The 20,372-nt window shown below is 64.1% G+C and carries 19 protein-coding genes; 6 read left to right on the top strand and 13 right to left on the bottom strand.

Annotation, left to right across the window (positions count from 1 at the left end; translation table 11 throughout):
* Positions 1–40: 40 nt before the first annotated feature.
* The 10 genes from UC34_RS13640 to ygfZ form a co-directional block, all read right to left on the bottom strand.
* Positions 41–1,813, bottom strand: a complete 1,773-nt coding sequence (locus UC34_RS13640) for a glycosyltransferase family 2 protein (RefSeq protein ID WP_044455973.1) — start codon at positions 1,811–1,813, stop codon at positions 41–43.
* Positions 1,810–3,669, bottom strand: coding sequence for an ApeI family dehydratase (locus tag UC34_RS13635; RefSeq protein ID WP_052811047.1), 1,860 nt, complete (start codon positions 3,667–3,669; stop codon positions 1,810–1,812). The genes UC34_RS13640 and UC34_RS13635 overlap by 4 nt, the downstream gene beginning before the upstream one ends.
* Positions 3,666–4,328, bottom strand: a complete 663-nt coding sequence (locus UC34_RS13630) for a COG4648 family protein (protein ID WP_052811046.1) — start codon at positions 4,326–4,328, stop codon at positions 3,666–3,668. Before UC34_RS13630 ends, UC34_RS13635 begins: the two co-directional genes overlap by 4 nt.
* Before the next feature lie 9 nt (positions 4,329–4,337).
* Positions 4,338–4,604 (bottom strand): acyl carrier protein, encoded by a 267-nt coding sequence (locus UC34_RS13625; protein WP_044455972.1) that lies wholly within the window; start codon positions 4,602–4,604, stop codon positions 4,338–4,340.
* 12 nt (positions 4,605–4,616) lie between these two features.
* Positions 4,617–4,880, bottom strand: coding sequence for a phosphopantetheine-binding protein (locus tag UC34_RS13620; protein WP_044455971.1), 264 nt, complete (start codon positions 4,878–4,880; stop codon positions 4,617–4,619).
* Entirely contained in the window at positions 4,861–5,766 is a 906-nt protein-coding gene (locus UC34_RS13615) for a lysophospholipid acyltransferase family protein (protein ID WP_044458166.1), read from the bottom strand. Before UC34_RS13615 ends, UC34_RS13620 begins: the two co-directional genes overlap by 20 nt.
* A complete protein-coding gene (locus UC34_RS13610; RefSeq protein WP_044455970.1) occupies positions 5,753–6,472 on the bottom strand; it encodes a beta-ketoacyl synthase chain length factor in 720 nt (239 codons plus the stop codon). The genes UC34_RS13615 and UC34_RS13610 overlap by 14 nt, the downstream gene beginning before the upstream one ends.
* A 502-nt stretch (positions 6,473–6,974) precedes the next feature.
* Positions 6,975–7,847, bottom strand: a complete 873-nt coding sequence (locus UC34_RS13605; protein ID WP_044455969.1) for an NRDE family protein — start codon at positions 7,845–7,847, stop codon at positions 6,975–6,977.
* Positions 7,838–8,185: a DUF4936 family protein gene (locus UC34_RS13600; protein WP_044455967.1), complete on the bottom strand. Its 348-nt coding sequence runs from the start codon at positions 8,183–8,185 to the stop codon at positions 7,838–7,840. The genes UC34_RS13605 and UC34_RS13600 overlap by 10 nt, the downstream gene beginning before the upstream one ends.
* A gap of 19 nt (positions 8,186–8,204) precedes the next feature.
* On the bottom strand, positions 8,205–9,347 hold the full coding sequence (ygfZ, locus tag UC34_RS13595; RefSeq protein WP_063389840.1) for a CAF17-like 4Fe-4S cluster assembly/insertion protein YgfZ: 1,143 nt from the start codon (positions 9,345–9,347) through the stop codon (positions 8,205–8,207).
* Positions 9,348–9,543: 196 nt separating this feature from the next.
* On the opposite strand from ygfZ, the gene mltG reads away from it, so the two are divergent.
* The 5 genes from mltG (at position 9,544) to UC34_RS13570 (ending at position 14,045) form a co-directional block, all read left to right on the top strand.
* A complete protein-coding gene (gene mltG / locus UC34_RS13590) occupies positions 9,544–10,539 on the top strand; it encodes an endolytic transglycosylase MltG (RefSeq protein WP_044455966.1) in 996 nt (331 codons plus the stop codon).
* A 23-nt stretch (positions 10,540–10,562) separates the two neighbouring features.
* Positions 10,563–11,198: a dTMP kinase gene (gene tmk / locus UC34_RS13585; protein ID WP_044458164.1), complete on the top strand. Its 636-nt coding sequence runs from the start codon at positions 10,563–10,565 to the stop codon at positions 11,196–11,198.
* Positions 11,199–11,388: 190 nt separating this feature from the next.
* Entirely contained in the window at positions 11,389–12,429 is a 1,041-nt protein-coding gene (gene holB / locus UC34_RS13580; RefSeq protein ID WP_044455965.1) for a DNA polymerase III subunit delta', read from the top strand.
* 36 nt (positions 12,430–12,465) lie between these two features.
* Positions 12,466–13,248, top strand: a complete 783-nt coding sequence (locus UC34_RS13575) for a TatD family hydrolase (protein ID WP_044455964.1) — start codon at positions 12,466–12,468, stop codon at positions 13,246–13,248.
* A gap of 122 nt (positions 13,249–13,370) precedes the next feature.
* Positions 13,371–14,045: an ankyrin repeat domain-containing protein gene (locus tag UC34_RS13570; RefSeq protein ID WP_044455963.1), complete on the top strand. Its 675-nt coding sequence runs from the start codon at positions 13,371–13,373 to the stop codon at positions 14,043–14,045.
* Positions 14,046–14,156: 111 nt separating this feature from the next.
* On the opposite strand, the gene UC34_RS13565 is transcribed toward UC34_RS13570, so the two are convergent.
* The 3 genes from UC34_RS13565 to otsB all read right to left on the bottom strand — a co-directional run bounded on the left by UC34_RS13565 (position 14,157) and on the right by otsB (position 17,278).
* A complete protein-coding gene (locus UC34_RS13565) occupies positions 14,157–14,966 on the bottom strand; it encodes a crotonase/enoyl-CoA hydratase family protein (protein ID WP_044455962.1) in 810 nt (269 codons plus the stop codon).
* Positions 14,967–15,044: 78 nt separating this feature from the next.
* Positions 15,045–16,463 carry an alpha,alpha-trehalose-phosphate synthase (UDP-forming) gene (gene otsA, locus UC34_RS13560; RefSeq protein WP_044455960.1) on the bottom strand — a complete coding sequence of 473 codons (1,419 nt, stop codon included), beginning with the start codon at positions 16,461–16,463 and terminating at the stop codon, positions 15,045–15,047.
* A complete protein-coding gene (gene otsB, locus UC34_RS13555; RefSeq protein WP_044455959.1) occupies positions 16,460–17,278 on the bottom strand; it encodes a trehalose-phosphatase in 819 nt (272 codons plus the stop codon). Before otsB ends, otsA begins: the two co-directional genes overlap by 4 nt.
* A 360-nt stretch (positions 17,279–17,638) precedes the next feature.
* On the opposite strand from otsB, the gene UC34_RS13550 reads away from it, so the two are divergent.
* A complete protein-coding gene (locus UC34_RS13550; protein ID WP_044455958.1) occupies positions 17,639–20,272 on the top strand; it encodes a PepSY domain-containing protein in 2,634 nt (877 codons plus the stop codon).
* The last annotated feature ends 100 nt before the right edge of the window (positions 20,273–20,372 follow it).

Here is a 20,372-nt window from a genome sequence, read left to right as displayed (position 1 = left end):
CCCTCGTGGGGGCGGGTAAGGGAAATCGGAAGTTGCATGGTCACAGCGGCGGTCTGCCGCGCCAGAAATCGAAAAAGTTGAACCACTGCATTGGATACCGCCGGCAGTAGTGCTCAAGGCGTCTCGCGTAACGCTCGGCATAGGTCAATATTGCGGCTTCGCGTTTTGCGCGCGGCAAAGTCACGACATCGGCGAACGGCTCGAAGTACAACCGGTAGGCCACTTTATCGTGCAGGCAAAACAGCAGATAGACGGGACATTCGAGCAATGAGGCGAGAATGAACGGGCCCTGAGCGAAAGGGGCCGGAGCCCCGAGGAACGGAACCTGAACGACCCGTCCGTTCTCGCTGGATGGCACGCGATCACCGACGATGACCAGCCAGTCGCCCCGGTCGACACGCTCGCGCAGCATGATGGCCGTGGCCGGGCCGATGTCGTCCACTTCGATCAGGTTGTCGGCGAAATCGCTGTTTGCGCTGGCAAGCATCGTGCGAAAGCGCTGCGCGTGGCGGGTGTAGACGACAGCGTGAATGCGGTCGATACCGCGCGAGCGGGCCAGTGCGCGGGTCATCTCCAGATTGCCCAGATGAGACCCGATGACGAGCGCGCCGCGCGAATCGTTGGCGGCCGCGTCCAGCGTCTGTTGATCTTCGACGTACACGTGGCGTTCGTTGAGCAACCCGCTCCACGCGGCGAACTTGTCGAGCGCAGCGTTGGCAAACGAGAGCAAATGCCGGAAGGTCTGCCGGAAGGTCGGTTCGGGGAGCGCGATTTCCGGCGTGGTATCTCGCAGACGCTGCTGATAATCGCGTGAAGCGCTGCGTGCCTGCGAATCTTTCAGTGCAAAGTAGGCGACCACGGGCACGAGGCAAGCGCGTGCCGCGCGCAACCCGAGGCAGCGGCAGGCGAACGCCAGAACGCGCATACCCAGCAAACTGCCCCGTTCGGGGCGACGCCACCATGGCAACGGGCCATGGGCTTCGGAAGGCGCGAGGGCGTTGCCTGTCGATGTTGTCTGCGATGTCTGCGTGCCGTGCTGCGGGCGGTATTTTCGCCGTAACAGTGCCGGAGCGCGGGCAATCATGCCGCATACCAGTCGCGTGTGCATCAGCGAAATGCCCACATTGTCGCGGAACATCTGAAAATGCGAGACCCCGTCCTTGGGATACACGACACGCGTGCGCCTGTTATGAATGGGCACGCCTTGCCAGTAGAGACGGACCAGAATATCGGTGTCGAACGCCATGCGCGACGGTGGTTGATGGCGTGCGAGCAGGGCGGCGGTGGCAGCCAACGGGTAGACGCGAAAGCCGCACATCGAATCGACGATCTCGAAGGACAGTGTTTCGATCCATACCCAGAAGTGCGTGATGTAGCGTCCGTACAGCCGGCCTTTCGGAACGGATGCGTCGTAATGCGGTGTTCCGCAAATGACGGCTTCCGGGCGTTGTCGGGCATCGTCAAGAAATGCTGTGACATCGGCAAGATTGTGTTGCCCGTCGGCGTCGACCTGCAGCGCGTGCGAGAAGCCCAATGCGTGGGCTCTGCGCAGTCCGTGGGAAACGGCGCCGCCTTTACCCAGGTTGCCTGGCAGGCGCTCGAGCGTGACGAAGGCGCCATGTTTGGCCCGAATGTCTTCGAGCACGGCGCGCGTGTGCGCTTCGCTTCCGTCATCGACCAGCAGCACGGCCAACCCTAGCCCGATCAGGGCCTCGACGATGCCCCCGATGTGCGCCGGATGGTTGTACACAGGGATCAGCACGCACGGGGAGAAGGGCGGATTCGACACGCCTTGGCCGACGTCGTGGGTCATTGCGGGGACACCTCGGCGCCCGCAGGCATTGGGGCGTAGCCCAGATATCCTGAAGCTACGACTCCCCGGCTGCCGTCGTATTGATACTTCACGCGATGGCGCGTCGCGTCGAATGTCAGTGTGAGTTCGAGCCGGGCTCCCGGAAGCACGGGGGACGAGAATTTCACTTGCTGCAAGGTGGCCGGTGTGCAGTTTGCCCACCCATGCCGAGCCGCTTTTTCGCACGCATACTGTGTGGCGAAACGCGTCGCCCAATCGACCAGAACGACGCCCGGCAGCAACGGCAACCCCGGGAAATGCCCTTCGAAGTGCGCCAACCCGGGGGGGACACGGAGGGTACAGACGACACGGAACGGCGACGCTTCGCCTTCTCGCTGCGCCTCATGTCCCTCATCGCCATCGCTTAGACGTACGCCCAGCACCGAGGGCATCCATGGCGTGGCAGGTGCGAAACAGGCGGCCAGGTCGGCGGCGGTGCGCTTGCCGCGTTCATTGATCGGCAGTGCCGGCAGGAAACGCCAGCGTCTGGGCAAAACGGTTGCGTCGAACGTTTCAGCGAGTGAACGGCGCAACGTCTCTCTCACCGACTTGAGCGATTGCTCGGCCCACGCGCGGTTGCCGGCGTTGTTCAGTACGACAATCACGGCCAGTCGTCCCGACACGATGGCGGCGGCTGCCGCGTCCACCCACTCGTGGCGCGCCAAGGCGGATTCCACGCTTGGCAAGGCGAGCCGCTTGCCCTCGATCTTGACGACGCGATCGAGTCGTCCCGTCAAGGCGAAGGTTCCATCGGCATGGAGGGTAGCGCCGTCATCGGTACGCCACCATTGACCGTCGCCCACACGTGGCGAACAGATCTCCAGCGCTCCTGTGTCGCCGACCCGAATACGCGTGTCGCCGAGCGGCGTCCAATCGGATGACGCGTCCTGCTGCCGCCAGGCAATGCCACCCGTCTCCGTGCTGCCGAACACTTCGATCGGCGCCTGCGCCGCATGCGCGTCAGTGGCGGCGTGGCGCGTCAGACCGACATATTGCCGCGCAGCCTCGGCGGGAAGCGGTCCGCCGGAGGAGAAGGCCATGTGGGGTGCGTCAATCCACGGGCCGTCGCCGATCAACGCCGGCCACCGGGTCAGCTGCGCGGGACCCGCAATCCATATGACGTTGGGCCAGCGTCGCCAGACGCTGGCATGCGACGGCTCGGCAAAGGTCTGGCGGGCAAAGGGTACGCCGGCGGCCAGTGGCCAGAGAATGCGGAACCACAGACCATAGATGTGATGGCATGGCACGCTCGCCACGACAATGCCGTTCTCCAGTCGCTTGCCCCAGTGGCGATGCAGGGTCTGCACCTCGTCGTCGAGTTGACGGAGTGTCTTGACGACCGCCTTCGGCTCCCCGGTGCTCCCGGATGTGTAGATCGCCAATCTGCAAGCCGGGGACAGGCCCGTCGAGCGCAAACCGACGGGCTTCGTATGGTCGCGGGCGAGCATGACTTGCGCGAGGCTTTCGGTGTCGATCGCTTCGTCATAGGCAAACGCAAGATCCGCGCGTGTCCGGGCAAGCAAGTTGGGCAAGACGACCGGCGTTTTTCCGGCTGCCCACGCCGCAAACAGTGCGCAACTCATGTCGAGCGGGTCGTCCAGGCATAGCGCGAGACGTTGCGAAGGGCGCGTTGCCCATGCATCACGCAATGTCGTAACGCGGGCGTGCCACGCCCCGGCGCTCAGCGACGTGTGCGGCGTGCACGTGTCCTGCGCGTCGATGCATATCACCCGGGCCGGGTCGGAAGGGGGCGTCAGCAATTCTGCCAGTGAACGGCATGCGTGCGACGGCTGGGCCGACGACTGCAACGCGTTCATGGGCGCCGGTCCTGTGCGGTTACCGCGCCGGATCGCTTTTCCATCGCTTCTCCCGCTTTGTGTGCAAGCATGCGACGGCGATACAGCCACTCGCCCGCGAACAACAGGCCAATGAGCACGTAGGCAATGCCACCGTTGTACAGCGACCATATCTCGCGCGACGCCCAGAACGCGGTGCAAAGCGCGATACTGCCGTTGATGACGAAAAACGCGATCCACACGCGTGTCACGGCACGTAGGTAAGGCGAAGCGTCGGCCGGCAGATCCGGTTGATGCAGCCGGGCGATCCTTTCGACCATTGAGACGGGCGCGCGCAGCGACAGGGCGAACGTCACCCCCATGCCGATATTGACCGCAACGGGATAGCACCGCAGCAGCATTTCGCTGTTGCTCAACGCCGTCGCGCAGGCCAGCGCCCCCAGTCCGCCGGCGGCGATCCATTCTGCTGGCATCAGCAGCCGTTGAGTGCGCAGATTTCCCCGGTATCGCAAAAACAGCCCGACGAGCAGCATCAGCGCGATGTATCGAGGGGCGAGCAATGTTATCCCGGCGAGGATCAGCATCGGATACGCGAGCGCGGCAACGAGCGACTGCCATCGCCCCTTCTTCGAGGCGGCGTGTGGCAACGACGCCGACGCGTTGGCGTGAATTTGCGGCATGCTCGTTCGTCAGTCGTTGAGCAGCGTATGGACTGCCGCGATCACATCGGCGACAGTGCGAACGCTTTTGAAATCTTCCGACTTGATACGTTTGCCGGTCATGCGCTGAAGCTGAATGGCCAGATCCACCGCGTCGATGCTGTCGAGATCCAACGCTTCGAAAAGGTGCGCTTCTGGCGTGACGCGTTCGGGCTCGATTTCGAACGTGTCGTGCAAAATGGTGCGCAACCGCGAAAGAATGTCTTCGTCCGTGAGGGGCAACGTCAATGGGGTCATTTCTTTCTTTCCTTACTGGGCGCAACCGCGTTCGCGCAACAATTGGGCAAGGGTGGATACGCTGCGGAACTGCGCGCGAGCGGCCTCGTCGTTTGATTCGATTTGCAAGCCGAAGCGCTTGCGCAAGGCAATGCCGAGCTCAAGCGCGTCAATGGAGTCCAGGCCCAGGCCGTCGCCAAACAACGGAATATCGTCCGTGATGTCGTCCACGCCGATGTCCTCTAATTCGAGCCCATCGACGATCAATTGCTTGATCTCAAGTTCTAGTGAAGCCATGTCGAGAAATCTGATCGATGAAAAAATGTTCCGCGAATGCGGTCAGGCGTCTCGCAGCCAGAGGTGTCACGTCACCGTGCGTCGGGGCAGACCCCGTGTCGGTGTGCGCGGGCGTGGTTGCCTTCGATGAGGGCTGCGGGATCGGATTGAGGTGCGCGCCGGCAGCCTCGCCTTGCTGGCCAAGGCTCTGCGTACCGATATCGGTTTCCAGCACGCGAACGTGCAGTGTCGGCCTCTGCGGCGACACCGAATACCAGCGGTGTTGTTTGGTATAGGCGGGCGGATCGCAATCGATAAGGACCGGAAGGATCGGGCAGCGATGTGCCAGTGCGATATGCGCGAATCCACGGGAGAATTTGCCGAGCCGTCCCCGCGACGGGCTTCGTGTGCCTTCGGGGAATACGATGAGCGGCACGTCGTCCGCGAGCGACGCATGGCTCGCGCTCACGAGCGATGGCCCGCCATCGTTGCGCAGGTATCCGGCGGAACGAACAATGCCCGCAAAAAGCGGGTTTCGCCAATGTCGGCTCGTCACGATGCAACAAGCGCGGGGCATCAACGCGAGCAGAACGACGACATCCAGATACGACGGGTGGTTGGCGATCACGATTGCCCGCCCGAGATGACGCAGTGTCTCGACGTTGTGAAATTCGAAGCGCATCACGCCGAGCGCACGGCAACTGGCCACCAATGCCGCGAAACACCGATGGACCAGCGCCATCGCGTATCGCCGGCGCAAACGCGTCGATATTGGCAGTAACAGCAGTCCCGGAAAGATCACCAGCGAAAAGACAAGACCGCCCACCGCGAAGCATGCCCACAGGAGCAGAGCCGCCGCGTGGCGCCGTGTGGTCTGGAACTTCCATCCCGTGTCAGTCGCGCGCATGCTGAGCATCCTCTTGCCATTCCCACTGCCAGTCGTGACACTCACCGCGCCACCGGTCGCTGCCTCCGCCCAGAAGGGACGTGACGAGGCTGGTGCTTTGCGAGCGCGGCTCCGCGTGCGCGGTGCGTCGCGCGGGCAGATGCATCGTGCAGGTCAGTCTCGCCGGGGCATCGGATTCCATCAGGATGGCCAACGCGTTCCCGGCGTCGTCGACTTGTCGTGCGGTCGGTCCGTAGCAGGCCGGCGGCGCTTCGAACGCGTGGATGAGCAACACGGGGGATGCCGGCGTCTCGCGTAGCTGTGTCCATGCATCGAGCAGTGCATAGCCGAGTGTGTCGTCGCCAGCGGTAATGGCGTTGATGGCCGAATGGTCCTTTCGCGCAATGCTCAGGACGCCGGGCGTCGCATTGAGGACGGACAGGCTGAAAGCCGTAGGGGAGGGCGGTTCGCCTCGCGCGAGCGCTTCGAGCATCTGGGTGGTGCGCTGGATTTCGCCGTGTTGCGACGCATAGACGATGCGACAAGCGTGCGGCAGCGGGCCGCAGGCGGCAGCGGCCGACAAGGCGAGTCTGGCGAGGGGGCTCAGCCGGCGCCTAAGCATCGGATCGACGATGCCCACGTCGGGCTTACCGGAAGCGGCTGCGCCTGTCTGACGATAGGCCCACCGGCGCACTGGCAGCGACCAGCGCGCGACAATGTCTGCCATTGCCGCAGCCGCCGCTGTTTCGGCAACTGCCGGCTGTGGCAGAGAATCCTCAATGGAGACTTCCCCCGAAGTCCATTGTGGCGCGCGACCCCTGATTCGCGCGTCGTATTTTTCTGGCATGGCTGGAATTGGAAAATAAGCGATTACCGCTTTGCTATGCCACGGATGCATTGCTCCGTTTAATGCGTTACCCCGACTGCCGCTCTATACAGCCGGATCTGGCGTCAAAGCCGACGCTGTACCGCGTCGTGCTTTTTCATAGCATCCCAAAAAGTTTGGCGTGCAATTATAGCCAAATGTAAGGCGACGAAATGATTGTTCGTCGAAGAATGTGGCGTTTTTTTATAGAAATCAGAAAATTACCTGGTGACAAGCCCGTTAAATATGGCTTGTCGAGGCGAAAGCGAATAGGTTAACGCGGAAAACAGTACGCAAATAGCGCTTCCCATTTTTGCGGGCGAAATGAGAAACCTATTTCGGTTTTCGTCGTTCGTGCTCGAAATCAGGCGTGGGATGGGGCTAAAGCGATCGACGGCACGTTGAAGACAAAATCGCGCCGGTTGGACAATGATTCCGGCAATTGGCCAGGCGAGATCGTGGCTTCGGTCATTTCGATGGCGCCGTCACGGTGATAGCGAAGCAGCGTGGTGCATCGTGTGCCGTAGGCGGGTGACGCAATGAACGCGGCCGAGAGAGCGCGTTCCCATTCGAGGGGGACGCCGGTCTCGGGCAATTGGTCGTCTGCGGCCTGCGTCGGGTCGCGCATGATTCGCAGCAGTGTCGCCGCATCGGCGCCGTCATGCAGCGCATTGCGCAGCGCATCGCGCCGGCTCACCAGCTTTGGCCAGGGCGTATCGAGCAGCGCGTTCGACAGGCCGTGAATCCCCGGGGTGATCGGATGTGCGACGGGCAGCGCGGTTGGCCCGGCGGCCTCGCCCCTGTCACCGCTCTCGCCGCTGTCACCAGTCTCGCCGGTCTCGCGATTGCCCAGCCAGTACAGCTTGCCCGCCGGCAAATCTCCCGCCAGCAGATTGAACCCCGCGTACTCGTGCGCGTGTTTTTCGATACGCATCAGGTCATCGTCGAACGAGGTCGCGTCGAGCATGGCGGACACGAGCAGGCCTCGCGACGGCGTGTCCTTGGGCGTCATGGGCGCGCGACCATCGCGGAAGTTCGTCAGTGCGGCGAAGCGCCCGGCGCGGTTCACGCCCATCCACGTGCCTCCGCCCCGCAGGTCGCGCCCGGCGAGCACGTCGGGTCGATCGGACCACCAGTGCATCGGCTCGGCGGGGCGCTCGAAGAATTCGTCTCGATTGGCGAGCACAACGAGCGGCGTAGCGGCTTCAGGTTGCCAGGAAAAAACGATCAGGCACATGGAGGGAGGGGGGGCGGGAGATCGACGAAGCACTCGACGTGGCGCTCACCGTCCACCAGCGAGGCGAGACCGGCCTCGGCAACCAGTTCAGGCAGCGCGGTGACGAAAGCGGGACCGACGTCGTCGTAGCGCTCCATCCACGTTTGCATGCCTGGCGCGTCGTTGGCGCCAGGGTCGGCGGCCGCACTGGCGACCTCATTGGCCGACGCATCCGCACGCGACTGAATGCGACCGACGACGCCAAAGCGCGCCGCCGCCAGCGCGAAGAGCTGCATAACAGCCTGATGAGCGGCCTTGGCGTGCTGCGGCGAGACGCGATAGTAGACGTAACAGTCCATCCGTTGCGGGCAGACCGAATCAGGGCGCAGATGACGCGGCCGACCCTGCCGACGCCGTTGATGCACCCGGCGTTTCGGTCGGATCGATGATCGCATACGGCAGATCGGCAAACGCCAGCGCCGGTCCGTCCACCGAGCCGATCCGCACGTCGTCGGTCTCACGTGCGGCGAGTTTCACCTCGACGAGGACGTCGAAGCCGCCATTCGGCGCGGGCGCGGCCTGAACGACCATGCCGCAAGGCTGATCCGCGTCGCTCGATTCGATCAACGCCTGTCCCGGCAACGGCGGCTCGCCCTCGACATGCGCGAGATGCAACCGGCGCTTGATGGTGCCGCGATACTGGCTGCGGGCCACCACCTCCTGGCCGGGATAGCAGCCCTTGCGGAAGTTCACGCCACCGACGACTTCCCAGTTGATCATCTGCGGCACGAACTGTTCCTGCGTGGCTGCCGTCACGCGCGCGACGCCGCTTTGCACATCGAGCCAGGCGGCAATCGCCGGGTCGACCGCAACGACGCCCTCGGTTTGCACGAGCGCGTTCCAGACGTCCTGCGCCTGCGCGATGGGCACGCTCCACAGGAAGCGCGACAGCGAGCGCGCGACGCCCGCGTCCGGCAAGCGGATCAGGCTCGTGGCATTGACCGGCGCATCGCCCATCGTGGCATGCACGGCAACGAGCGGCGCCGTCGGCAGCGAGGCGAACGTGCGGGTGAGCACGGCCTCGGCCGCAGGACCGCCGACTTGCAGCAGGACGTGCGTTGCCGTGCCGTCGGTGAGCTTGGCCTTGGCGCGCAGCACGAACATCGACAGGCGCTTCTGGACGGCGGCCTGTACGGAGGCGTCGCTCGCGAGATAGAGGGTCGCCTCGGGCGATGTGTCGCGCCACATGAGGAAGGTCGCGAGCAGACGCCCCTTGGCTGAGCAATAGCCGGCCAGACGCGCCTGCACCGGCGACAGGCGCTCGACGTCGTTGGTCAGTTGACCGTGCAGGAACGCGGCGGCGTCGGCGCCGTTCACGGCAATGAGCCCGGTGTCGCTCGCGAGCGACACGAAACTGCCCGCGCGCAGTGCATCGAACTGGACGGCACGTGCGTCGGACGAAATATCGGACAGGGAAGCGGCTGCCGCTTGCGGCAGAAGATCACGCCATTGGGAGGTCATAAACGAAAGTGGCTGTCAATCTGTGAGGGTTCGGCAAGTCAAAGTATTATATTGGGTCTTCCGCCAGGACGTGCGAGCCCGGTTCGACGTGCAACGACGTGCAAAATGCGCGGCTCGATACGGTCAACATCACGCAGGTCCGGCGGACGAGTCCCCCGAACCCGCTGCCGCCGTCAGGCGACTTATCCTGCAATTCATGTCTTTCATCAAACGCCTGTTTGTCCTGTTGATTGTCGCCGCACTGGCGGCGGGCGGCGCTTTCTATTACTGGGCTCAGTCGCCGCTGCAATTGGGTAAGCCGACGCTCGACGTCACGATCAAACCCTATAGCTCGGTGCGCAGCGTCGCCACGCAACTGCGCGCGGGCGGCGTGCCGGTGCATCCGGTGCTGTTCAATCTGCTCGCGCGCGTGATGGACGTGGGCACCAAGCTCAAATCGGGCAACTACGAGTTCGCGACCGGCGTCACGCCGATGGAAGTGATGGACAAGCTCGCGCGTGGCGATGTCAACCAGTACGTCGTGACGATCATCGAAGGCTGGACCTTCAAGAAGATGCGCTCGGAGATCGACGCCAACCCGGCGCTGCGTCACGACACCGCAGGGTTGCCGGACGCCGATCTGATGCAACTGGTGGGCGCGGATCGCGCGGAGGCCGAGGGCATGTTCTTCCCCGACACGTACCTTTTTCCGAAAGGTTCGAGCGATATCGATATTTACAAGCGTGCTTATCGCCTGATGCAGAAGCGTCTGGACGAGGCCTGGGCCTCGCGCGCACCGGGCCTGCCGTACGCCACGCCGTACGAGGCGCTTATCATGGCTTCGCTGGTGGAGAAAGAGACGGGGCAGGCGGTGGAGCGTGGGCAAGTGGCTGCGGTGTTCGTCAACCGGCTGCGCAAGCGCATGCTGTTGCAGACGGACCCGACAGTGATCTACGGGATGGGCGATCTTTACACCGGGCGTCTGCGCAAGCGCGATTTGCAGACCGATACGCCGTACAACACTTACACGCGGGCCGGCTTGCCGCCAACGCCCATTGCGCTGCCGGGTGTGGCGTCGCTGGCTGCGGCGCTCAATCCGGCGCCGACCGACGCGCTGTACTTCGTCGCACGCGGCGATGGCACCAGCCATTTCTCGACGAATCTTCAGGAGCACAATCGCGCCGTGGACAAATATCTGCGAGGTGAGCAATGACGCATTCCCCAATCGCGCCGGTCGTGGCCCCGGGCAAGTTCGTGACGTTCGAAGGCATTGACGGTGCGGGCAAGAGCACGCACGTCAACGCCTTCGTCGATGCCTTGCGTCAAGGACTGGCGAGCGTGGGACGCGATGTCGTTGCCACGCGGGAGCCGGGCGGCACGCCGCTGGGTGAAGCGCTTCGCAAGCTCGTTCTCGATGAGCCGATGGACATCGAAACTGAAGCGCTGCTGATGTTTGCCGGTCGTCGAGAGCATTTGGTCAAGGTCATCGAGCCTGCGCTGGCACGGGGGGACTGGGTCGTCTCCGACCGCTTCACCGACGCGACTTTCGCCTATCAAGGCGGAGGGCGTGGCCTGTCGCGCGAGAAGCTGTCGATTCTCGAGCGCTGGGTGCAGGGCGAGCGCCAACCCGATCTGACGATCCTGTTCGATCTCGATCCCGCCATTGCGGCAGCGCGACTTGCCGGCGCGCGTGCCCCGGACAAGTTCGAGCGCGAATCGGCGGCCTTCTTTACCCGTGTTCGCGAGGAATACCTGCGCCGCGCCGAGACGTCCGGGGGCCGCATCGTGCTGATCGACGCCGCGCAAAGCATCGACACCATTGCGGCGCAACTCGCCAACGTTTTTGCTCGCCTGGGATTGCCCGGGCATTGAGCGCTGATGACCAGGGCGAGCGGGCTGAGTCGGCATCTGAAACGGTGCCCTCACCGCTCTCACCGCCCTCACCAACGAAACCGCCCGATCTCTTCCGACGCGCGCATAATTCCGGGTATGCCGTCGGCAGCAGGGGGAGCGCACTGACGCTACCATGACCACTGCCGCAATATCCGGCCAAGGAGCCCACATGCTGTATCCGTGGCAGTCACAGGACTGGACACGACTCAACGATCTTCGCGCCCAGATGCCTCACGCGCTGCTGTTGCAGGCCGTGCCGGGTATCGGCGAAGTCGCGCTTGCGCGCACATTCGCGCAGGCACTGTTGTGCGAATCGCCGCGCGAGGGGCATTTCCCTTGCGGGACATGCGGTGCGTGCCAGTGGTTCGTCAGCGGCAATCACCCGGACTTTCGCGCGATCTGTCCCGAGGCACTCGCCGAGACGCTGCCGGGTGCGCAAGCGCGTGCGGACGCCGATGGCGACAAGAAAACCAAGACGCCCAGCAAGGAAATCAAGATCGAGCAGGTGCGCGAGGTGATCGACTTCGCGAGCCTTGGCTCTCATCGTCAGGGGCGTCGCGTCGTCTTGCTGTATCCGGCCGAATCGCTCAACGTGCACGCGGCGAACGCCCTGCTCAAGACCCTCGAAGAACCGCCCGAAGGGGTGGTTTTCCTGCTGGTGACGACACAACCGGACCGTTTGCTGCCAACGATTCTCTCGCGCTGCCGTCGTCTTGTGCTGACGCGTCCGAACGATGCTCAGGCGACCCAATGGCTGATGGGCGAGGCCGGACTGGACGCTCCCACGGCCGCCGCCGTGCTCGCCGAGGCCGGTGGTGCGCCGCTTGCCGCACGCGCGCTCGCCGAGCCGGAAGAGCGCGGTTGGCGCGACTGGCTGTTGGGACAGTTGGCGCAAGGCGGCGCGATAGACGCGTTTGCCTGTGCGGAGCAACTGCACAAGGGGAGTCTGCCGGGGGTTCTCGAAACGTTGCAACGCTGGTGTTTCGACGTTCTCGCCGAGCGCATGGCGGGCGCCGTTCGTTTCTTCCCCGGTCAGTCGCAAGCGTTGCGGCACTGTGGCGACGCCACCGACGACGTCCGGCTGCTGGGCTTCCTGCGCGAACTCGCGCAACAGCGTCAGGTGCAGAACCACCCGCTCAATACCCGGGTGCTGCTCGAAGCGCTCTTCCTGCAATACAAACAGTTGTTCGGTGGACCGGCATCGCTTTGATGCAGACCGTCTGCCACCGATCGCCGATCGCACATCATGTTCATCGATTCGCATTGTCATATCAATTTCCCGGAACTGGCCGAGCAGATGCCCGAGCTGCTCGCACGCATGCAGGAGAACAAGGTCAGCCACGCGCTGTGTGTCTCCGTTGATCTGCCGACGCTGCCGCAGGTGCTGGAGATCGCCGCCCGGCATGAGAACGTCTACGCGTCGGTGGGCGTGCATCCCGATTACGAAGACACGCCCGAGCCGAGCGTCGACGATCTGATTCGCCTCGCGGCCACGCCGAAGGTCGTCGCCATTGGCGAGACGGGCCTCGATTACTACCGGCTCGAAGGCCGCAGCATCGAGGACATGGAGTGGCAACGCGAGCGTTTTCGCACCCACATTCGCGCCGCACGGGCCACGGGCAAGCCGCTCATCATCCACACGCGCTCCGCAGCAGACGACACGCTCAGACTCATGCGCGAGGAGGACGCGGGGCAGCCGGCCGGCGTGATGCATTGCTTCACCGAAAGTTGGGAAGTTGCCGAAGGCGCGCTCGATCAGAATTTCTACATTTCGTTCTCGGGCATCGTCACGTTCAAGAGCGCGCGCGATTTGCAGGAGGTGGCGCGTCGTGTGCCGCTCGATCGCATGCTGATCGAGACGGACTCGCCCTATCTCGCGCCGGTGCCGTATCGCGGCAAGCTCAATCAGCCGGGGTATGTACGGCATGTGGCCGAATTCATCGCCGACTTGCGCGGTGAACCGTTGCAGAAGATTGCCGAGGCGACGACGGAGAACTTCTTCCGTCTTTTTTCGACGGCAGCGCATTGAACGCATTGAACGCATTGAACGCATTGAGCGCACGAGTGCGCCTTGCAATATCGACAGCATTCGAATCGACGTATTTCAGCACGCCTTAGCCGATTTTTCCGGACGACCGACAGGAGCCCCCGATGCGCAAATTTTCGATGATCCGTGCCTTTACGCTGATGAGCGTGCTTTGGCTCACCGCATGCGCCACTGCCGCCACTTCCAATACGGCGCTCGTCAAGGCCGTTGTCTTCGACGACACCAAGGCTGTCCAGCAGGCGCTCAAGGCGGGTGTCGACCCGAATGCCACGGACGAGAAGGGGGACCCGCTATTGGTGATTGCCATGCGCGAGAAATCCGTTGGCGTCGCCAAGCTGCTGATCGAGGACAAACGTACGGATCTCGAAGCGACCAATCGCGCCGGCGAGAACGCAATGATGATTGCGTCGCTGCAAGGCCTGACGCCGATGGTCAAGCTGCTCATCGACAAGGACGCCGAAGTCAACAAGAAGGGCTGGGCACCGCTGCACTATGCGGCGACGAACGGTCACGACGACATTGTGAAGATGTTGCTCGACGCGTCAGCCTACGTGGATGCCGAGTCGCCTAACGGCACCACCCCGCTGATGATGGCCGCGCGCGGCGGTCATATCACCACGTGCAAGGTGTTGCTCGACGGCGGCGCGGATGTGCGGCTGAAGAATCAGCTCAAGATGACGGCGGTCGATTTCGCCCGACAGGCGAATCATAAGGAAATCGCCGACGGCCTTGCCAAGCGTCTGGCGGAAACGCCGGCGTTGCCGGCACCGGCACGATAAGTCGTTCGCGACATATTCGAGGCGTTCAGGACGTTCGTGGCATTCGTGGCATTCGCGCCGTGCGGTCAGCCCATTGTCGTCGCACGGCGTGCAGAGGCAGCACGACGGTGCTTAGCGCGAGTCGCGCGGCGCCCCGTGGCGGCCCGCCCCACTGAGAAATGCGCGCGCGCCGGCAATGCCTTCGGAGAACACCACGTCATGACCCGCTGCGCCTTCCTGGCGCAGCGCCTCCTCCAGCGGCAAATCCCACTGCGCGTAAGCGGCCCGGCGATCGGCGCGTAATGCCCCTTGCGGCAATTCGGCCAACTGCTGCGCCAGCGCAATCGCGCCCTGTCGCGCCATGCCCTCCGGCACCAGCCGATTGACGAGTCCGATTTCGAAGGCTTCCTGCGCCCCTACGGCACGGCCGGTGAGGATCAGGTCGAGCGCACGACTCATGCCGATCAGGCGAGGTAGACGGACGGTCCCGCCATCGATCAGGGGAACGCCGAAGCGCCGGCAGAACACACCGAACGTTGCCGAGTCGTCCGCGACACGCAAATCGCACCAAAGCGCCAACTCCAGTCCCCCGGCCACCGCGTGACCGCTCACGGCGGCGATGACCGGCTTGTCCAGATGACGCCGCGTGAGGCCCATCGGCCCGTCGCCGCTGCCGTCGGGCGTGACGATGTTGCGACGTTCGGGGTCGTCGAAGGCGGAGAGGTCCGCCCCGGCGCAGAACGAGGCGCCTTTACCGCAAAGCACGGCGACACTGGTGGTTTCGTCCTGCTCGAAGGCGAGCAGGGCGTCACGCAACGCCGCGGCCATGGGGCGGTCGACGGCGTTCCGGCGCGCTGCACGCGCCAGCGTGAGGATGGTTACCGGCCCCTCAGTCTCGACTTCGACATACGGGGCGACCTGGGGGACGGAGCGTTGACTCATGGCGAATCTCCCGAGAGGTTCGTCCGTCGCCTTATGCCGTGACCCCGAACGGGGGCAGGCAGTCACGCACGGCGGCAGTCAGGCGGCGGCGGGTTGGGCGCAGCGCAACAAGGCCGGTGTCGCGGCTGCGGGCGCACGCAGATCGGCGATGAACCGGTCGCGCCACGTCGACAAATTGTGCTCGCGCAATGCGCTCATCATGCTCTCGTGACGCGACTGACGCTCGGATAGCGACATATTCAGCGCGGATCGTAGCGCTTCGGCCATGCCGTCGATGTCGTAGGGGTTCACGATCAGCGCCCCATCGAGCTCCTGCGCTGCGCCTGCAAAGCACGACAGTACCAGTACACCCGGGTCCGCGGGGTCCTGTGAGGCAACGTACTCCTTTGCCACGAGGTTCATGCCGTCGCGCAATGGGGTGACGTAACCGACCTGCGACGCCCTGAAGAACGACATCAGCACTTCATGATCGTAGCGCTTGTTGATATAGCGCAACGGGGTCCAGGCGAGATCCGAGAAGCGGCCATTGATGTGGCCGGCCTCCGTTTCGAGCTGACGGCGGATTTCACCGTAGCCCGCCACGTCGGAGCGGCTCGGGGGCGCGACCTGCACGAAGCTCACCGTCCCTTGCTGATTCGGCCATAACTCCAGCAGACGCTCGAACGCGCGAAAACGCTCCAGCATCCCCTTCGAGTAATCGAGACGATCCACGCTCATGATGAGCTTGCGTTCCTGCAACCCCTGCTTCAGATCGAGAATGTGCTTGACGGTCGCTCGTGCCGTTGCCTGCTTCTGAATCTCGTCCGGATAGACGCCAATCGGGTAGACGCCGGTGCGCAGCGTTCGCCCGTAGGCCGTTATCGTGCCATCGTCGTTCATCGTGGCGCCTGCAAAGCGCAGCAGGTAATCGGTGAACGCCGTACGGTCCGTCTCGGTCTGGAACCCGACGAGGTCGTACTCGCACATGGCCCGTACGAGCGCCTCGTGCGGCGGCACGGTCATCAGCACCTGCGGCGACGGGAACGGAATATGAAGGAAGAAGCCGAGCCGATGCTGCACGCCTATCTGGCGGCAGGCCTGCGCGAAGGGCAGGAGATGGTAGTCATGCACCCAGACGAGGTCGTCGGGTTCGAGCAACGGCGCGAGCAGCGAGGCGAACCGGGCGTTGACGTGGCGGTACCCGTTGTAGTCGTCACGCTGGAAGCGCGTGAGGTCGTCGCGGTAGTGAAACGTCGGCCACAGCGTCGCGTTCGAGAAGCCGCGATAGTACGTGTTGTAATCACGGCGCGTGAGCGGCACGGTGGCGAAGGTGACATTGTTGCGATGCGCAATGTTCGGCGCGGTGGCCGGTTCCGCATCGATCTCACCGTTCCAGCCAAACCACATGCCGCCGGTGTCCCTGAGTGCGTCGAATACGCCAATGGCCAGCCCGCCGGCCGTTGGTTTGCCCTCGGTAATGGGGGCGACCCGGTTCGACACGATGACTAAGCGACTCATACGTCTGTCTCCTGAGAGGGTTGAGATGGGGACGGGGCAGCCGCGCGGTGCAGCGTCAGCAGCCAGGTAGTCAATGCTTCCGGCGAAGGCAGACGATGGTGAGCGCAAGTCTCTCCGTCTCCGATCTTGATCGTGATGCCACCCAGCGCATTCACGTCGGCGAATCCGGCCTCGTCTGTCAGGTCGTCGCCGGCAAACAGCGGCGTGCGCCCGGCAAACGGGGCTTCATTGAGCAACGTAGTAATCGCACGCCCTTTGCTGACATGGCGTGGACGCAACTCGAACACGAGCTTGCCGGGTTGCAGCGAAAAACGCTCTGCGTGCAGCTCGGCCAGCGCTAGCATGGTGTCGCGCGCCACGCCCGCCAGTTCAGGCGCACCGCGATAGTGCAAAGCGAGCGCGCTGCCTTTGTTCTCCAGCAGCAGCCCGGGGTGTTGAGCGACCAGCGCCTGTAACGGCGCGGCCATCGCGGCGATACGTTCGGTATCGGCCGTATGCCCTCGATCGCGCAGCAGCTGGCCGTTGGCATGACGAATCTCGGCGCCGTGCAGGCCGGCGGCGGGCAAACGCAGCGGGGCCAGCAGGTCATCGATCTGGTCGATCGCGCGCCCGGAGACCACGGCGAGCGCTCCCTGCGTGCGTTCGAACAGACTCTTGAGCACGAGGGCAGTGTCCGGCGGTAATTTCACGGCGCCCGGACTTGCGGCCAGCGGCGCCAATGTGCCGTCAAGGTCGAAAAAGAATGCCACCCGGGTAACGTCAACGGCGGGGACCGACGTTGACGCGGTGGGACGGGAAAACGCTAAGGGTCGCATGGCACTCCGTCGCTGTCGTGCCGCAGATCGACAGGTCGTTCCAGGGCCGCCAATGGGCTAGGGAGTGGGCAGACGAGACGTGTCGAGCGGCAAATGGATGAGAAGGAGCGCGGACATCCGCGCGCAGTAATTCATCCTAACCGCTCAAAAACCGACAAGACGTCGTCTTATGTATGAAATTCCTGTGAGACGACACCTACAGGGCCGCACGAAACAAGTCGCAAGTCGCTATTGAATATGAGAATCGTTTGCAATACCATTCGATAATTGCCGCATAGTGCGCCGTCGGGGCATTGCGGCACGGCAAACTTGCCACGCACGCGCCATCGCCGGCGCACGGACGTGCGTTGGACGACAACAATGATGAAAAGACTGTGGTTTCAACTGCACTGGTGTTTCGGCATTACCGCCGGTCTGGTGCTGGCGGTGGTCGGCCTGACCGGCGCGTTGCTCTCCTACTACGAAGAACTCACGCGCGCCTTCAGCCCGGGGGTGATGACGGTGACTGTGCCCGAGGCGGCATCCGCATCGCGCCTGCCGGTTCCCGAACTGGTTGCGCGCGTTCACGAGGCGGTGCCGGATCGGCGCATTCTGCTCATGACGGTGATGCGTGCCCCGGAGGACGCCGTCGGCGTGCGCCTGTCCATCGATGACGGCACGCGTGGCGAAACCTACTTCGTTGACCCGTACACCGGACAGATGCTGGGCCGCTCCCAGGCGGATGTTGTCTTCCGTTTCATCATGGACATTCACCGATTCCTGACGGTGGATGGCATTGGCAAGCAGATTACCGGCGCGGCCACGCTGCTGCTGTTCCTGCTCGCGCTAAGCGGCTTGTACCTGCGATGGCCACGTCGTATCGGTCATTGGCGCGCCTGGTTCCACATCGATTTCAAGAAGCAGGGCCGTCCGTTCCTTTGGAACCTGCATGCCGTGATCGGCACGATCGTACTCGTGCCGTACCTGCTGTCGGCCACCACCGGGCTTTACTGGTCGTACGACTGGTGGCGCGGCATGCTGTTTTCGGTGGCCGGGGTGCCGCAGCCGGTGCGCAACAAATCGCCCGAGAAGCCGAAGATGGCGAAGCAGGGCGAGCCGGGCAACGCGGGCAACCCGCCCACCGCGAAGGCAGCGGGCAGGAAGGCATTGCCCGACCTCGCGTCGACGTCGCCTGACGAGATGCGCACGGTCTGGACCCGCTTCACGGCGCGCGTGCCCGATTACACCAAGGCGTATGTGCGCCCGTCGCAAAAGCCGGGCGGTCCGTTGCAGATGACCTGGCTGGACCCGACGGTACCCCATGAGCGCGCCTTCAGCCGCATGGACATCGACCCGGCGTCGGGCGCGATCCGCAGTGAAGAGCGTTACCTGGAGAAGACGACCGGCGGCCAGTTGATCACGAGCATCTATGCGCTGCATCGCGGCAGTTTCTTCGGCACGCCGGGCATCGTCGTCATGATGCTCTCGAGCCTGATGATGCCGGTGTTCTTCGTGACCGGCTGGATGCTGTACCTCGATCGCCGCAGGAAAAAGCGCGCGCTGGCGGCCTCACGGCCGGTGCAGGCGGCGAACGGCGCGACGACGCTCACGGGCGGCTCGTTTGCCGACGAGGGCGTGCTGATCGGCTACGCCAGTCAAAGCGGTGTCGCTGAGGGGCTGGCGTGGCAGACCGCCGGCATGCTTCAGGGCGCGGGCGTGCCTGCGCAAATCCAGCCACTCGCGCGGATCGGCGAGGCGCAGCTCGGCGCGGCCAGACGGGCGTTGTTCATCGTCAGCACCTTCGGCGACGGTGAGCCTCCGGACAGTGCACGGCGTTTCTCGCAGCAATTGATGAATCAGGCGATGGCGTTGCCCGGGTTGCGCTTCGCCATGCTGTCGCTGGGCGACAGTCATTACGACACGTTCTGCGGCTTCGGCCGGAAACTCGACGGTTGGCTGCGCGCGCAGGGTGGCGTGGCGGCGTTCGAGCCGATCGAGGTCGACCGGGGCGACCCGGGCGCGTGGGCGAACTGGCAGGCGCGTCTGGGGGAGTGGCTGGGCCGTCCGCTCGTGGCAACCACGACGCACGAGAGTCCGCAGTTCGCTTCGTGGACGCTGGCCGAGCGCGCGGTGCTGAACCCCGGCAGCGCGGGCCTGCCTGCCTACCATCTGGCATTCACGCCACCCCCGGGGGCAACGTGGGTGGCGGGCGATCTGGTCGAGGTGCTGCCGCGTCATACGGCGGCCCATGTCGACGCCTTCCTGGCCGGAAGCGTGTGGACGTCGGACGTTCGGGTGAATGTCGCTGGACGGCAGACGCGGCTTGGCGACGCATTGCGTGAGCGCGTGCTGCCCGAGGCGGCGCCACCCGCCGGCGTCGATTTGCAGGACTGGCTCGATCGTCTGGCCCCGTTGCCCGAACGTGAATACTCGATAGCGTCGACGCCGGAGGAGGGCAAGCTGATCCTGCTCGTGCGTCAGACACGTCGCCCGGATGGCGCACTTGGCCTCGGGTCGGGCTGGCTCACGCAAGGGGTGGCGCTGGGCGACAGTGTGACCATGCGTGTGCGCCGGAATCCCGGGTTCCACGGCCCCACCGACGCGAGCGGCATGATTCTGATCGGTAACGGTACGGGGCTGGCAGGTCTGCGCGCCCATCTTTCGGCCCGCATTGCGCAGGGGCATGTGCGCAACTGGTTGATTTTCGGTGAACGTCAGGCGCGCCACGATGCATTTCACGATGTGACTTTGCGCGATTGGCAGGCGCAGGGCGGTATTGCACGACTTGACCGTGTCTATTCGCGCGATCAGCCCGAACGGATCTACGTGCAGGACCGGGTCCGCGAGTCGGCGCAGGAAATCGCCCAGTGGGTCGCCGACGGGGCATCGATCTACGTGTGCGGCAGTCTGGCGGGCATGGCGCCGGCGGTCGATGCGGCACTCGCCGACGCGATCGGGGTGCAGACGTTGCTGGACCTTTCCGCACAGGGGCGCTATCGCCGCGACATCTATTAGACGTGGACCGATGGTGTGCTAACGTAACGAAGGGGCTCGATGTTCGTCGAGCCCTTTTTCCATGAGGGCACCGACACGCATCGGTGTCCATCCGTCGAGA

Origin of the sequence: Pandoraea vervacti (assembly GCF_000934605.2) — a bacterium.
Lineage (GTDB): Bacteria > Pseudomonadota > Gammaproteobacteria > Burkholderiales > Burkholderiaceae > Pandoraea > Pandoraea vervacti.
The sequence above is the reverse complement of the archived record's forward strand: the minus strand, read 5'-3'. Positions and strand labels throughout refer to the sequence as shown.